Genomic DNA, 14,410 nt, shown 5'->3' on the forward strand with positions numbered 1-14,410 from the left:
GTGCTCAGTTGTGACTTCGGTGGGTTGGCTTGGCTCCGTTCCCTCTCCCCAGCCCTCTCCCTGAAGGGAGAGGGGGCTTGTCCGTGCCGAGAAGGGATTTGGTGTCAGCCGGATACTCGGTACAAGCCGGCTAACGCCGAAATATCAGTATCTGCCCAACGGTCCCCTCTCCCTTCAGGGAGAGGGTTAGGGAGAGGGCGCTCTGAACTCCAACACCTGCAGCTCCCAGGAAACACCCTTCGCGAGCAAGCTCGCTCCTACGAAGAGCAGCGCCCTTATTCAAGCGTTGCGCCGCCCTTCCCAGAAATGCCCCGCCATCATCCTCAACCCCGCCGCCAACTCCGCCACCCGCGCCGCACTGGCCTGGCTATGGCTCGCACTGGCGGCATTGCCGTCGGCCGACTCACGGATGGCCAGCAGGCTGCGTTCGATCTCCTCGCTGGCGCAGCCCTGTTCCTCGATGGCGCCGGCGATCTCCAGGCTCATGCGCTGGATCGCCGAGACCTGCCCGGCGATTTCCTCCAGCGTGCCGGCGGCGCGGCCGGCCTGGTCGAGGCTGGTGTGGGCCTGTTCGCAGCTGTGGCGCAGGGCCTGCACCGAGGCGCCGGCGCCGCGTTGCAGGTCGCCCACCAGCCTGTGGATATCCAGCGCCGAGTCGGCGGTGCGCGAGGCCAGCGCGCGGACTTCGTCGGCCACCACGGCGAAGCCGCGCCCGGCCTCGCCGGCGCGGGCCGCCTCGATGGCGGCGTTGAGCGCCAGCAGGTTGGTCTGCCCGGCGACTTCCTGGATCACCTGCAGCATCCGCGAGATGCCCTCGCTGTGCCCGTGCAGCTGCTCCACCGCCTCGCTGGCCCGGCGTACCGCGTCTTCCAGGGCGGCGAGCTGGCCGCGGGTGGCCTGCACCTCGCCCTGGCCGGCCTGGGTCACCCGTTCGCTGCACTGCGCCGCCACCGCGCTGTGCTGGGCGTGGCGCGCCACTTCCTGGACGCTTTGCGCCAGTTGCTGCATGGCGCTGGCCACCTGGTCGGTCTCCTGCTGCTGGCGGCGTGTGCCGGCGCTGCTGTCGGCCACGGTGCCGGCCAGTTGCCCGGCGTGTTCGGCGAGCTGGCGCGAGGCTTCGGCCATGCGCCCGACCACCGCGCCGGTCTCGGCTTCCAGCATGCGCAGGGCGAAGTCCAGCTCGCCGAATTCATCGACGCGGCCGCTGTACAGGCGCTGGCTCAGCGGGTTGTCGGCGACCTGTCGAGCGCGCGCCAGCAGGGGCTTCAGCGGTTGCAGCTGGTGTGCCAGCCAGGCACCGGAAAGCAGCAGGGCGAGGCCGAAGGCCAAGGGCACGGGCAGCAGATATGCCAGCAGCGCGCCCAGGGCCTGCGCCAGGCCCAGGCCGGCGAGCAGCCGCGGCAACAGGCCCAGGCGTGGCCGGCGCGGCAGCCAGCCACCGCGCATGCGGGCGTACAGGCGCTCGGCGGCGTCGGTTTCGGCGGCACTGGCGCGGGTGCGCACCGACTGGTACTCCACCACCTTGCCGTCATGGCGGATCGGTGTGACGAAGGCGCTCACCCAGTAGTGGTCGCCGTTCTTGCAGCGGTTCTTCACCAGGCCCATCCAGCTGCGCCCGGCCTGCAGCGTCCGCCACAGGTGGGCGAAGGCGGCCGGCGGCATGTCCGGGTGGCGCACGCGGTTGTGGTTGTGCCCCAGCAGTTCCTCGGCGGTGAAGCCGCTGATGGCCAGGAAGTCCGGGTTGACATGGCTGACCGCGCCCTTGAGGTCGGTGGTGGAGAGGATGTTGGCGCTGGCCGGTACCTCGACCTGGCGCCCGCTGACCGGCAGGTTGAGCTTCATCGGTGGGTCTCCATGGGCCCCGGGTACAGGGCGTGGGGTGGCAGCGGCGGGCTGAACAGGAAGCCCTGGGCGAAGCGGCAGCCCTCCTTGCGCAGGAATTCCAGGTGCTCGGGGTGCTCGACGCCCTCGGCCACCACTTCCAGGCCGAGGCTGCGGCCCAGGCCGACGATGGCGCGGCAGATGGCGCTCAGCTCGGGGTCGCCGGGGACCTTGCCGATGAAGCTGCGGTCGACCTTCAGCATGTCCAGCGGGAAGCGCTTGAGGTAGCCCAGGGACGAGTAGCCGGTGCCGAAGTCGTCCAGCGCCAGGCGCACGCCGTGGGCGGCCAGCTCGCGCAGGCAGGCGAGGGTCTCGGCGCCGTCCTGCATCATCAGGCTCTCGGTGATCTCCAGCAGCAGGCTCTGCGGCGCCAGGCCGGTCTCGGCGAGGATCTGCCGCACCCGCTCGGCGAAGCCCGGCTGCTGCAGCTGGCGGATGGACAGGTTCACCGAGCAGTACAGCCAGCTCTGGCCTTCGCGCTGCCAGGCGAGGGTCTGGCGGCAGGCCTCGCGCAGCACCCAGTCGCCGACGCGGACGATCTCGCCGGACTCCTCCAGCGCCGGGATGAACTGCAGCGGCGAGACCGGCTGGCCGTCGCACTGCCAGCGCAGCAGCACTTCCACCGCGACGCGCCGCGGCGGGTCGACGTCGATGCGCAGGATCGGCTGGTAATGCAGGCTGAATTCGCCGCGCTCCAGCGCCTGGCCCAGCGCGCTCTCCAGTTCCAGGCGGCGCTGCGCGGCGGCCTGCAGCTCGCTGGAGAAGCGCGCGTACTGCGCCTTGCCGGCCTCCTTGGCGCGGTACAGGGCAAGGTCGGCGGCCTGCAGGGTGTCGATCGCCTGGCCCTCGGCGATCAGCCCGGTGATGCCGATGCTGGCGCTGACCACCAGGGTGCGGCCGTCCAGGTGCAGCGGCTGGTGCAGGCAGTCGAGCATGCGCTGGGCGACCTGCTCGGCGTCGGCCAGGCTGGCCATGTCGTCCAGCAGCACCACGAACTCGTCGCCGCCGAAGCGCGCCAGGTGGTCGCCGGGGCGCAGGCAGCGCAACAGGCGCTGGGCCACTTCCACCAGCACGCGGTCGCCGACGCCGTGGCCGAGGCTGTCGTTGATCAGCTTGAAGCGGTCCAGGTCGATGAACAGCAGCCCTGCCTCGCGCGCGCCGGGGCGGCCCTGGCGCTGCAGGGCCTGCTGCAGCAGTTCGTCCAGGCGCAGGCGGTTGGCCAGGCCGGTCAGCGGGTCGTGGCGGGCGGCATGGCTGAGCTGGTGCTCGCTGGCCTTGCGCTGGCTGATGTCGCTCTGCGAGCCGGCCATGCGCCCGTCGGTGATCACCCCGCGGGCCAGCACCCAGAGGTATCCGCCGTCGCGCTGGCGGATGCGGTACTCATGGTTGAGCAGAGCGGCGCTGCCGCGCAGGTGGGCGTCGATGGCCTGGCGCAGGCCGGGCAGGTCGTCGGGGTGGACGCGGGCGAACCAGCTGGCGCTGCCCTCGCCGAGGCTGTCGCGGTTCAGGCCCAGCATGCGCGTCCAGCGCTCGGAGACGTACAGCCGGTCGTTGGCCAGGTCCCAGTCCCAGATGCCGTCGTTGGCTCCGCGCAGGGCTCGGGCGAAGCGCGCCTCGCTTTCCTCCAGGGCCTGGCGCTGGGCGGCGCCGTAGGTGTCGATGGCCAGCGACATGTCGAAGAACACCCGCTTGAGCAGGCTGGAGAAGACCTGCACGCCCTCTGTCGCGCCGAGCAGCTCGTCGAGCATGTGCTGCAGGTACAGGCGGTAGGCGCCCAGGTACCACTTCAGCTCCACCCCCACCTGCTGGTGGACCAGGCCGATGCGCAGGCGGTCGCGCACATAGCCGGCGTCCTGCGAGGCTTCCCAGAGCTGCTCGTAATACTGTGCCTGGCTGCGCTTCAGGCGTTGCAGGGTGGCCGGCTCGGCGAGGATGGCCGCCAGCGGCGGGAACTGGCCGAGGTGCTCGTAGAGCTGTTCGATGAAGCGCAGGTGGTTGTCGCCCCGGTCGTCGGCGGCCTGCTGCAGGCACCGCTCGTCGGCCGCCTGCCAGTGCAGGTAGCGCAGGCGCTGGTCGATCTCCGCCGGCGACAGGCCTATGCGGTCGAGCATGTGGTCGAGCTTCGGTCCCAGGCCCATGCTTGCCTCCTTGTTTTTCTGCGGGCATGAAAAAAGCGCCGCGCCCGTCGCACGATGGATTCGGCGACAGGCACGGCGCTTTGTCTTGCAGGCCCTTGGCGTCCTGCCCGGCAAAGCCGGCTTCCGCGTTGGCGGAACACTGGTCGGGGTTTTTTACACCATCGGCGGGGAGGCGGACAACTCCCGCAGCGCGGCCTCCAGGCGCCGGCGCAGCTGCCCCAGCTCGCGCGAGCGGAAGGCGTGGCGGCTGCGCTCGAGCACGCCGACGGCGTCGGCCAGCAGGGCGTGCAGGCGCGCGGTGTCGCTCAGCGCGGCGTCCTTGAACCAACGGCACAGCGGGGCCTGCTCGCAATCGCCGGGGCCGGCGAGCACCGCGCAGGGTACCTGGTAGACGGCGAGCAGGGCGCGCACCTGGCGCGCCACGTCCTCGTCCTGGGAAGTCACCAATAACTGGGCCGGCAGCCGGCTAAGGGTCATGGCGTCATGCTCGTGGGTGGCAAAGGGCCACCACCCTAGCCGAACGCCATGCCCGGGCATTGACGCGGATCAGTCCCGCGGCGACCTGCCGCGCCTCAGCTGGCCGCGCTGGAGCCCGGCGGCACGTCGTGGCTGGGCGGCTGGGCGGCGGCTTCCAGGGCCTCCTCGACGTAGTCGTCCTCGTGCTCCTCGCCGGCACCGGCCTCGGGGTTGTCCAGCACGGCGTAGGCGATGGCGCAGAACAGCGAGTTCAGGCGCTTCATGTCGGCGATCAGGTCCAGGTGCAGCGAGCTGGTCTCGATGCTCTGCACCACCTGCTGGCGCAGGCGGTCGACGTGGGCGTGGGCGTAGCGGCGTTCCTGCAGGCGGAAGCGCTGCTTGGCCCGGCGCAGGCGCCGCGCGCCTTCCTGGTCGCCGTTGAGGAACACCGACAGGCTCAGGCGCAGGTTGACCAGCAGCTGGCTGTGCAGCGCGGTGATCTCGGCCAGGCCGTTGTCCGAAAAGGAGCGGCTGCGCGAGGTCTTCTTGTCCTGCACGGCGCTGAGCATGTGCTCGATGATGTCGCCGGCCTGCTCCAGGTTGATGGCCAGCTCGATGACCTCGGCCCAGCGCCGGCTGTCGCGCTCGCTCAGGTCCTCGCGGGGCATGCGCGCCAGGTACAGCTTGATCGCCGTGTAGAGCGCGTCGACATCGTCGTCGAGCTTGCGGATCTCCTTGCCCAGCAAGGGGTCGCCGGCGCGGGTCACCTGCAGCAGGTTGGTCAGCATCTGCTCGACGATGTCGCCCATGCGCAGCGTCTCGCGCACCGCGTTGACCAGCGCCAGGCTCGGCGTGTCCAGCGCCGCCGGGTCGAGGTGGCGCGGGCGCACGCGGTCCTCGGGGGTGGCGCGGTCGGGCATGATGCGCGTGCAGAAGGCGGCCATCTGGGTGGTCAGCGGCAGGCAGGCGAGGCAGCGCACCGAGTTGTAGAGCACGTGGAAGGCGATCACCAGCTCCTGGGTACGGAACGGCCAGCCGTCCACCCACTGCGCCAGCGGACCGATCAGCGGCAGCACCAGCACGCAGCCGGCGACCTTGAACAGCAGGCTGCCCAGGGCCACGCGGCGGCCGGCGGCGTTCTGCGAGCTGGAGCCGATCAGGGCGAGGATGCCGGTGCCCAGGTTGGCGCCCACCACCAGGCACAGCGCGACCTTCAGCGAGATCACCTTGGAGGTGGCGAGGGTCGCGGTGAGCAGCACGGCGGCCAGGCTGGAGTAGGAGATCATGGCGAACAGCGCGCCGGTCAGGGCGTCGAGCATGACGTCGCCGGTGAGGCTGGAGAACAGCACCTTCACGCCCTTGGCCTGGGTCATGGGCCCGGCGGCCTCGACGATCAGCTGCAGCGCCAGGATGATCAGGCCCAGGCCGATGAACACCCGGCCCAGCTGGCCCAGGCGCGTCTGCTTGCGGGTGAGGAAGAAGATCACCCCGAAGAAGATCAGCAGCGGCGACAGCCACGACAGGTCGAGGGTCAGCACCCGCGCCATCAGCGCCGTCCCGACGTCGGCGCCGAGCATGATCGCCAGCGCCGGGGCCAGCGCCATCAGCCCGCTGGCGACGAAGGAGGTGGCCAGCAACGCGGTGGCGTTGCTGCTCTGCACCAGGGCGGTGACGCCGATGCCGGCGGCGAAGGCCAGCGGGCGTTTCTGTACGCTGCGGCTGAGGATGCGCCGCAGGTCGCTGCCGTACACCCGGAGGATGCCGGTGCGCACGATGTGCGTGCCCCACACCAGCAAGGCGACGGCGGAAAGCAGGTTGAGCAATGTCAGCATGGCGGCCCCCCTCGTTACTGCATGGCCGCCCTGGCGTGACTGCGCGGTGGGACGACTCTGGCCGATTTTTCTGTCATCTAAATGTCATAGTAGACCCACGCAGTCCCGCGAGGGTTCGACAAGATGCTGATTCGCCGGGGTGTTTACCTTCAGTAAAGCCCCTGCGGCGGGGTTTTGCAGGGATGCCCGGAAAATCACGATCGTAGGAGCGGACCTTGTCCGCGATAGCCGGAAATATCGGCGCGATTCGCGGATGAGATCCGCTCCTACGCTGGCTACCCCCGCCATTCCCCTGTAGGAGCGCGCCCTGCGCGCGAATCGCGGGCAGGGCCCGCTCCTACAAGGGGTATCCGAACCGCGGTTCCTCCCGGCCATCCCCGCGGGCTAGACTGCCCCGGACACCACCGCCAGCGGAAACCCCCGATGCCCAAGCGCCTTCTCGCCACCCTGCGCCTGTTCCTCGCCCTCGGCCTGACCCTGGGCCTGGGCGCCTGCGCCAGCCTGTTCGGCAACGACCCGCTGAAGATCGACCTGGTGGGCCTGGAGCCCCTGGCCGGGCAGGGCATGGAGGCGCGTTTCGCGGTCAAGCTGCGGGTGCAGAACCCCAACGACCGGGACATCGACTACGACGGCGTGGCCCTGGACCTGAGCGTCAACGGCCGCCCGCTGGCCAGCGGGGTGAGCGACCAGCGCGGGCAGGTGCCGCGCTTCGGCGAGGCGGTGCTCAGCGTGCCGGTGAGCATCTCCGCCTTCCGCCTGGTGCGCCAGGCCTGGGGCCTGGGCAACGCGCCGCCGCGCCAGGGCATGCCCTACGAGATCAGCGGCAAGCTCGGCGGCGGCCTGTTCGGCACCGTGCGCTTCAGCGACAAGGGCACCCTGGAGTGGCCGGCCGGGGCGCCCTTGCCGACGCTCTAGGGCGCTACTGGCCGGGGATGTCGCGGCGCAGCTGCACCGGCTCGACCGGCTTGCGCCCGCGCGCCGTGCGCATGCGGATGTTCAGCGCTTCCACCGCCAGCGAGAAGGCCATGGCGAAGTAGACGTAGCCCTTGGGCACGTGGACCTCGAAGGCTTCGGCGATGAGCACGGTGCCGACCACGATGAGGAACGACAGCGCCAGCATCTTCAGCGACGGGTGCTTGTCGATGAAGGCGCTGATGGCGCCGGAGGCCAGCATCATCACCAGCACCGCGACGACGATGGCGGCGACCATCACCGGCACGTTGGAGACCATGCCCACGGCGGTGATCACCGAGTCGAGGGAGAACACGATGTCGATGATGGCGATCTGCACGATGGTGCCGAGGAAGCCGCCGAGCAGGCTCTTCGGGTCCGGTTGCTGATCGGTCTCGTCCTCGCCTTCCAGGCCGTGGTAGATCTCGCTGCTGCTCTTCCACAGCAGGAACAGGCCGCCGCAGAACAGGATCAGGTCACGCCCGGAAATGCCCTGGCCGAGCACGCTGAACAGGTCGGCGGTCAGGCGCATCACCCAAGTGATCGACAGCAGCAGGAGGATGCGCGTGACCATCGCCAGGGCCAGGCCGAACAGCCGCGTGCGCGCCTGCATGGCCTTGGGCATGCGCCCCACCAGGATGGAGATCATGATGATGTTGTCGATGCCCAGGACGATCTCCAGGGCGGTCAGGGTGAGGAGCGCGACCCAGATTTCCGGGTTGGTCAGCCATTCCATTTACGGGTCTACCAGTCTTCAGTCGTTGAACAGGGGGAACAGCCCCAGCAGCAGGGCGGCGGCGAGGATAGCGAGACACACCAGCGCTGCCCAGCGCAGGGTGAAGCGCTGGTGGTCGCCGAAGTCCACCTTGGCCAGGCCCACCAGCAGGTAGGTGGAGGGCACCAGCGGGCTGAGCAGGTGCACCGGCTGGCCGACGATGGAGGCGCGGGCCATTTCCACCGGGGTGATGCCGTACTGCGCGGCGGCCTGGGTGAGCACCGGAAGCACGCCGTAGTAGAAGGCATCGTTGGACATGAAGAAGGTGAACGGCAGGCTGACCAGCGCGGTGATGGTCGCCAGGTACGGCCCCAGCGCCGGCGGGATCACCGCCAGCAGGCTCTTCGACATGGCCTCGACCATGCCGGTTCCGGAGAGGATGCCGGTGAACACACCGGCGGCGAAGATCAGCGAGACCACCGCCAGCACGTTCTCGGCATGGGCGCCGATGCGCTTCTTCTGCTCGAGGATGCACGGGTAGTTGACGATCATGGCGATGCCGAAGGCGATCATGAACAGCACCGGCATCGGCAGCAGCCCGGCGATCAGCGTGGCCATCAGTACCAGCGTCAGCGCGCCGTTGAACCACAGCAGCTTCGGCCGCCGCGCGTCGGGGTACTGCGAGACGCTGACCTCGGCCGCGTCCAGGTGCTCGCCGGGCAGGTGCAGCTGGCCCAGGCGTGCGCGCTCGCGTTTGCCGTATACCCAGGCGATGGCGAAGATGGTGGCGAGGCCGGCGACCATCGCCGGGATCATCGGCACGAAGATGTCCGCCGGGTCCACGTGCAGGGCGCTGGCGGCGCGGGCGGTGGGGCCGCCCCAGGGGGTCATGTTGAGCACGCCGCTGGAGAGCATGATCAGGCAGGCCATCAGCAGCGGGCTCATGCCCAGGCGCTGGTACAGCGGCAGCACCGCGGCCACGCAGATCATGTAGGTGGTGGAACCGTCGCCGTCGAGGGAGACGATCATCGCCAGGGCCGCGGTGCCCAGCGAGACCTTCAGCGGGTCGCCCTTGACCAGCCGCAGGATCTTGCGCACCGCCGGGTCGAACAGCCCCGAGTCGATCATGATGGCGAAGTAGAGGATGGCGAACATCAGCATCACCCCGGTCGGCGCCAGGGTGCGGATGCCGTCGAGCATCATCGGCCCCAGGCCCGCGGCGAAACCGCCGAGCAGGGCGAAGGCGATGGGTACCAGGATCAGCGCGATGAGCGCCGAGAGGCGCCGCGTCATGATCAGGAGCATGAAGGTCGCCACCATGGCGAAGGCGAGGAAGGTCAGCATCGGAGGCCTCCGTCGGGTCAGCGCGGCGGGTGGCCGGGCAGGGACGGGGCGGAGCGGCGGTTCAAGCGTGTCATGGCATCACCCGTGTTGTTCTTGTGCGGATAGCCCGCCGCCGGGCAGCGGAGGGGAGGGCGGATGCTAGGGGCTCAAGCTTTCAGCAGGCTTTCGCGGGAAAAGGCGGCGATCGTCGGTGAAGAGGTGATGTTTCTGGATGTTTCCGGACCGGCTCTTCGTAGGAGCGAGCTCGCTCGCGAACCGCATGGCACCACAGCCGCCGGGAAATCCCCGTTCGCGAGCAAGCTCGCTCCTACAGGAAAGGGCCCCCCCCGGGGGATTTTCCCGCCCCGTTGCGGTGCACCCCGGGAAAAACGCCGGATTCGCTTGAATCCCCCGCCCCGCCTGGGTTATCCATGCTTCGCCCTTTCGCTGAAGCCATGGATACGCCGTATGACTTTCCCAGTGCCAGCCCACCTCGCCGAAGGCTCCGAGAAGCCCGCCGGCCGCATTCGCCAGAAGAACGAGGAAGTCATCCTCGCCGCCGCCGAAGAAGAGTTCGCCCGCCACGGCTTCAAGGGCACCAGCATGAACGCCATCGCCCTGCGCGCCGACCTGCCCAAGGCCAACCTGCACTACTACTTCAGCAACAAGCTGGGGCTCTACACCGCGGTGCTGGGCAACATCCTCGACCTCTGGGACAGCACCTTCAACCATCTCAGCGCCGAGGACGACCCGGCCACCGCCCTGGCCGGCTACATCCGCGCCAAGATGGAGTTCTCCCGTCGCCACCCGCTGGCCTCGCGGATCTTCGCCATGGAGATCATCAGCGGCGGGCAGTGCCTGAGCAGCCACTTCAACCAGGACTACCGCGCCTGGTTCCGAGGCCGCGCGGCGGTGTTCGAGGCCTGGATCGCCGCCGGCAAGATGGACCCGGTGGACCCGGTCAACCTGATCTTCCTGCTCTGGGGCTGCACCCAGCACTACGCCGACTTCGCCACCCAGATCGCCTTCGTCACCGGGCGCAAGCGCATGTCCCGGCAGGACTTCAGCGAGGCCGCCGACAACCTCATCCGCATCATCCTCAAGGGCTGCGGGCTGACGCCGCCGGCCACGACATGAGCTTCACCCTCGCCGGCCCGGCCAGCTACGCCGAGGACATCCGCAAGAGCCGCTTCACCTGCCTGGCCGCGCCCATCGCCAGCGAGGCCGAGGCCCAGGCCTTCCTTGCCGCCCACCGCGACGCCAGCGCCGGGCACAACTGCTGGGCCTGGAAGCTCGGCGCGCAATACCGCTTCAGCGACGACGGCGAACCCGGCGGCACCGCCGGGCGGCCGATGCTCGCGGCCATCGAGGGCCAGGCCATGGACCGCGTGGTGGTGCTGGTCAGCCGCTGGTTCGGCGGCATCAAGCTCGGCACCGGCGGCCTGGTCCGCGCCTACGGCGGCTGCGCGGCCAAGTGCCTGCAGGACGCCCCGCGCATCGAGCTGGTGCCCAGCACGCGCCTGGCTTTCGCCTGCGGCTTCGCCGAGCACGCGCTGCTCAAGGCACGCATCCTCGCCCTGGGCGCGAGCATCGAGGACGAGGCCTACGGCGCCGAGGGTGTGGATATCCGCCTGAGCCTGCCCGATATCAAGGTCGAGGAGCTGCAACGCCTGCTCGGCGACCTCAGCCGCGGCCGCATCCGCGCCACCCGCCTCGACGACTGAAGCAATTATCCCCAGGGCTTTTCCACCGGCGGTGGATTTTTGTCCCCGGTTCCTGTGCGGCATCCTGTGGACAAACTGTGCCCCCTCCGCTCCAGGCCACGCTAACCGTGGCCTGCAAGGCTTTGCGCAGAATTTGTCCAAACCCCGCAAAAGGCCGTTTCCGGCTATCCCCGGATAGCGTGGGCAAGGCTGTGGAAAAACTGTCGATGAAGCCTTCGGAAGCAGGTAATCCGGGGGCTGCGCGAGGCTGTACGTTTTTTGCTCTGCAATGACCTGAAAGCCACGTAATTCAAGGCCTTAGGCTGGGCTTGGCAGCATCTGAAAAGGACCCTGGACAAGCCCGGTATAAGCCCTTGGCAAGCTGTGAATATCCTGGTGGAAAACCACGCTGAAGACGGCACTTATGCAGGGCAGGGGAAAAGCTGCGGAGAGGCCAGCGGAATCGGGCTTTCCACGGCCAGGCGAATGGATTGCTCACAGAGGCCGTGGACAGCGTTGTGGATATCCTCTGGGGAAAACTTCTGATGCCAGAACTGCCGCCGCTTGGCGAAATCTGTACGTTTTTCGAGCAGAAAGCCCCGAAATTGCTGGGTTGCAGAAGGGTATCCACAAATCGAAGAGGCAAAAAAGCGCCTATGGAGCCTCCCTGTGGAAGCCTGTCGCCTGTGGACAGCGAAAACCCCTTTTCAACAGTGGATAACAGGAGCGTAGGGCGTATAACCGTTCGCGGTTATACGCCGTTACACCACCCTCATGCCCGGCCTCTGGCCCGAACCCGAAGCGCCCCGGACAGGCGCTCCGGGGCCAAATCCGAGGCGCGCCTGGCGCCAAGGTCAAACGGCGTATAACGCGGAGCGTTATACGCCCTACATCAGGCCCAACCACAGCGTAGGGCGTATAACCGTTCGCGGTTATACGCCGTTACACCACCCTCATGCCCGGCCTCTGGTCCGAACCCGGAGCGCCCCGGACAGGCGCTTCGGGGCCAGCTCCGAGGCGCGCCTGGCGCCAAGGTCAAACGGCGTATAACGCGGAGCGTTATACGCCCTACATCAGGCCCAACCACAGCGTAGGGCGTATAACCGTTCGCGGTTATACGCCGTTACACCGCCCTCATGCCCGGCCTCTGGCCCGAACCCGAAGCGCCCCGGACAGGCGCTCCGGGGCCAAATCCGAGGTGCGCCTGGCACCAAGGTCAAACGGCGTATAACGCGGAGCGTTATACGCCCTACGTCCAACTGCGGCGTCACAAGCGGAACTGCCCCATCTGCCGCTGCAGGTCGTCGGCCAGGCCGCGCAGGGCGTGGCATTGCTCGCGGCCCTGGTGCACCTCGCCGGCGGTGGCGCGGGCCAGGTCGGCGATGCCCTGGACGTTGCGGTTGATTTCCTCGGTGACCGCGCTCTGTTCCTCGGTGGCGGCGGCGACCTGGTGGTTGATGTCGCTGATGCGCTCCACCTGGTCGGCGATGGCGCCCAGCGAGGCGCCGGCGCGCTGGTTGGCGGCCAGGCCCTCGCCGGTGGCCGCCTGGCCCGAGTGCATGGAGCTGACCGCCTGCTCGGCGCCCTGCTTGAGGCGCTGGATCATCGCCTGGATCTCGTCGGTGGAGCCCTGGGTGCGCCCGGCCAGGGTGCGCACCTCGTCGGCCACCACGGCGAAGCCGCGGCCCAGCTCGCCGGCGCGCGCGGCCTCGATGGCGGCGTTGAGCGCCAGCAGGTTGGTCTGCTCGGAAATGCCGCGGATCACCGCCAGCACCTGGTCGATGGTCGCGACCTGCGCCGCGAGGTCGCTCACCGCCTCGGCGGCCTGGCCGATCTCGGCGGACATGCGCTCGCCATGCTGCAGCGAGCCGCCCACCACCTGGCGCGCCTGGCCGGCTTCGCCACGGGCCTGCTGCGAGGCGCTGGCGGCCTGCTCGGCGTTGCGCGCGATTTCCTGCACGGTGCTGCCCATCTCGTTCACCGCCGTGGCCACCATGTCGGTCATCTCCTGCTGGCGGCTGGCGTGCTCCGCGGTGTTATCCACAACCCGCGCCACCTCGGCCACGCTGCGCTGCAACTGCTGGCTGGTGGCGAGCACGGCGCCGATCAGCTGGCGCTGGCCTTCGAGGAAGCGGTTGAAGCCGCGGGCCAGGTCGCCCAACTCGTCGGCGCGGGAGTCGTCCAGGCGGCGCGTCAGGTCGCCGCCGCCGGCGCCTATGTCCAGCAGCGCCGTGGTCACCTGGCGGATCGGCCGCACCAGGCCGCGGGCCAGCACCACCACCAGGCCCAGGCAGAGCAGCGCCACCGCCGCGCCGGCCAGGCCGGAAAGGCGCAGGGCCTGGCGCGCGTCGGCGTAGACCTCGGCCTCCGGCACCTCGCTGACCAGCGTCCAGCCGAGGTCGCGCAGCGGCAGGCTGGCGGCCAGGTAGTCCTCGCCATCGCGTTCGAAGCGGCTGCTGTGGAAGCCCGGCTGGCCGAGCAGCGCCCGGGCCGCGTCGCCGCCCACCAGGTCGGCCAGGGCCTTGCCGCGGGCACGGGCCGGGTCGGGGTGGATCTGCACCTGGCCGTCGTTCTTCACCAGGTACACGTGGCCGGACTGGCCGAAGCGGAAGTCGCGGATCAGTTTCGACAGCTCGTCCATGCGCAGGCCCAGGCCGGCGATGCCCAGCAGCTTGCCGTCGCGCTCGACGCGGCGGTCGATGAACAGCGTGAGTTCGCCGCTGCCGACGTCGGTGTCGATGTTCAGCACCTGCGGCCGGCCGCTGCCGATGAAGTTGAAATACCAGACGTCCTGGGGGTTGCCGCGGGACAGGGTGCGCTCCTTGCCCTTGTCGCTATAGTAGGCGTCGCTGGCCTGGCTGGCGATGAGCGCGGCGAAGGCCTGCTGCGAGGCGCGGATGCCGCCCAGGTAGCGGACGAAGTCGGCCTGCCGCGCCGGGTCCTCGCCGGCGGCCAGCCAGTCCTGCACCAGGCTGTTGTCGGCGATGCCGGTGGCGGCGGTGAGCGGGCCGGTGAGCCGGCGCTCGAAGTCGTTGGCGATGGCCTGGATGCTCGCCGGCAGCGCCTGTTCGAGCAGGTAGCGCTCGCTCAGGCGGTTGACCAGCACGGCGTAGAGGCCGAGCACGATGAGCAGGCTGAGCAGCAGGGCGGCGCCCATGCTGAGGATGAGTTGGGTCTGGATGCTGCGAAGGCGCATTTGTTGTTGTCCTCGTGTCGCGCGGCGAATCCTTTCGCGGGTGGGATGCGGGGCGTGTGGACGGGGCCGGAAGAGTTATCGGCCAGGAGGCGGGAAACTGTTGTCCCGTTGGTCAGGTTTTTCGGCGTGGGCTGGGCGGATAGGGGTTGATCCCGGTATCGGATGCGCTCCGGCCTTGGCCGAGGCGCTTGGCATGAGGGCGGTGTAGCGGCGGA

At 69.1% G+C, this 14,410-nt stretch carries 10 protein-coding genes and 1 pseudogene; 3 read left to right on the top strand and 8 right to left on the bottom strand.

Annotated features, from left to right (window positions below; translation table 11 throughout):
* Nucleotides 1-279 precede the first annotated feature (279 nt).
* The 4 genes from VV867_RS02385 to VV867_RS02400 form a co-directional block, all read right to left on the bottom strand.
* Complete coding sequence (locus VV867_RS02385) at nt 280-1,842, bottom strand: methyl-accepting chemotaxis protein (RefSeq protein WP_328565531.1); 1,563 nt, start codon at nt 1,840-1,842, stop codon at nt 280-282.
* Nucleotides 1,839-4,019: a putative bifunctional diguanylate cyclase/phosphodiesterase gene (locus VV867_RS02390; protein ID WP_328565532.1), complete on the bottom strand. Its 2,181-nt coding sequence runs from the start codon at nt 4,017-4,019 to the stop codon at nt 1,839-1,841. The genes VV867_RS02385 and VV867_RS02390 overlap by 4 nt, the downstream gene beginning before the upstream one ends.
* A gap of 153 nt (nt 4,020-4,172) precedes the next feature.
* Nucleotides 4,173-4,496: a hypothetical protein gene (locus VV867_RS02395; protein WP_328565533.1), complete on the bottom strand. Its 324-nt coding sequence runs from the start codon at nt 4,494-4,496 to the stop codon at nt 4,173-4,175.
* Between the two features lie 95 nt (nt 4,497-4,591).
* Entirely contained in the window at nt 4,592-6,307 is a 1,716-nt protein-coding gene (locus tag VV867_RS02400) for a Na/Pi cotransporter family protein (protein WP_109934093.1), read from the bottom strand.
* 423 nt (nt 6,308-6,730) lie between these two features.
* Here VV867_RS02400 and VV867_RS02405 point away from each other — a divergent pair, with 423 nt between their 5' ends.
* The gene (locus VV867_RS02405; RefSeq protein WP_109934094.1) at nt 6,731-7,222 is read left to right on the top strand and encodes an LEA type 2 family protein; all 492 of its coding nucleotides are present in this window, start codon (nt 6,731-6,733) and stop codon (nt 7,220-7,222) included.
* 4 nt (nt 7,223-7,226) lie between these two features.
* Here VV867_RS02405 and VV867_RS02410 read toward each other — a convergent pair whose 3' ends face one another.
* The gene (locus VV867_RS02410; protein ID WP_328565534.1) at nt 7,227-7,994 is read right to left on the bottom strand and encodes a TerC family protein; all 768 of its coding nucleotides are present in this window, start codon (nt 7,992-7,994) and stop codon (nt 7,227-7,229) included.
* 18 nt (nt 7,995-8,012) lie between these two features.
* Entirely contained in the window at nt 8,013-9,317 is a 1,305-nt protein-coding gene (locus tag VV867_RS02415) for a CitMHS family transporter (protein WP_328565535.1), read from the bottom strand.
* A gap of 447 nt (nt 9,318-9,764) precedes the next feature.
* Between VV867_RS02415 and VV867_RS02420 the strand changes: the two genes are divergently transcribed.
* Both VV867_RS02420 and VV867_RS02425 read left to right on the top strand, forming a co-directional pair.
* Nucleotides 9,765-10,433: a TetR/AcrR family transcriptional regulator gene (locus VV867_RS02420; protein WP_328565536.1), complete on the top strand. Its 669-nt coding sequence runs from the start codon at nt 9,765-9,767 to the stop codon at nt 10,431-10,433.
* Complete coding sequence (locus VV867_RS02425) at nt 10,430-11,020, top strand: IMPACT family protein (RefSeq protein WP_328565537.1); 591 nt, start codon at nt 10,430-10,432, stop codon at nt 11,018-11,020. Before VV867_RS02420 ends, VV867_RS02425 begins: the two co-directional genes overlap by 4 nt.
* Nucleotides 11,021-12,266: 1,246 nt before the next feature.
* Here VV867_RS02425 and VV867_RS31115 read toward each other — a convergent pair.
* Together VV867_RS31115 and VV867_RS31120 are read right to left on the bottom strand one after the other, a co-directional pair.
* Nucleotides 12,267-13,004 carry a methyl-accepting chemotaxis protein gene (locus VV867_RS31115; RefSeq protein WP_442964996.1) on the bottom strand — a complete coding sequence of 246 codons (738 nt, stop codon included), beginning with the start codon at nt 13,002-13,004 and terminating at the stop codon, nt 12,267-12,269.
* Between the two features lie 129 nt (nt 13,005-13,133).
* Nucleotides 13,134-14,195: pseudogene (locus tag VV867_RS31120) on the bottom strand (HAMP domain-containing protein); the annotation flags it as partial.
* Nucleotides 14,196-14,410 lie beyond the last annotated feature (215 nt).

Source organism: Pseudomonas sp. JH-2 (genome assembly GCF_036231725.1).
Classification (GTDB): domain Bacteria; phylum Pseudomonadota; class Gammaproteobacteria; order Pseudomonadales; family Pseudomonadaceae; genus Pseudomonas; species Pseudomonas delhiensis.

What these genes read in the sequence shown, in the direction of transcription:
- VV867_RS02385 (WP_328565531.1), bottom strand. Translation starts at nt 1,842, where the DNA reads ATGAAGCTCAACCTGCCGGTCAGCGGGCGCCAGGTCGAGGTACCGGCC.
- VV867_RS02390 (WP_328565532.1), bottom strand. Translation starts at nt 4,019, where the DNA reads ATGGGCCTGGGACCGAAGCTCGACCACATGCTCGACCGCATAGGCCTG.
- VV867_RS02395 (WP_328565533.1), bottom strand. Translation starts at nt 4,496, where the DNA reads ATGACCCTTAGCCGGCTGCCGGCCCAGTTATTGGTGACTTCCCAGGAC.
- VV867_RS02400 (WP_109934093.1), bottom strand. Translation starts at nt 6,307, where the DNA reads ATGCTGACATTGCTCAACCTGCTTTCCGCCGTCGCCTTGCTGGTGTGG.
- VV867_RS02405 (WP_109934094.1), top strand. Translation starts at nt 6,731, where the DNA reads ATGCCCAAGCGCCTTCTCGCCACCCTGCGCCTGTTCCTCGCCCTCGGC.
- VV867_RS02410 (WP_328565534.1), bottom strand. Translation starts at nt 7,994, where the DNA reads ATGGAATGGCTGACCAACCCGGAAATCTGGGTCGCGCTCCTCACCCTG.
- VV867_RS02415 (WP_328565535.1), bottom strand. Translation starts at nt 9,317, where the DNA reads ATGCTGACCTTCCTCGCCTTCGCCATGGTGGCGACCTTCATGCTCCTG.
- VV867_RS02420 (WP_328565536.1), top strand. Translation starts at nt 9,765, where the DNA reads ATGACTTTCCCAGTGCCAGCCCACCTCGCCGAAGGCTCCGAGAAGCCC.
- VV867_RS02425 (WP_328565537.1), top strand. Translation starts at nt 10,430, where the DNA reads ATGAGCTTCACCCTCGCCGGCCCGGCCAGCTACGCCGAGGACATCCGC.
- VV867_RS31115 (WP_442964996.1), bottom strand. Translation starts at nt 13,004, where the DNA reads ATGACCGACATGGTGGCCACGGCGGTGAACGAGATGGGCAGCACCGTG.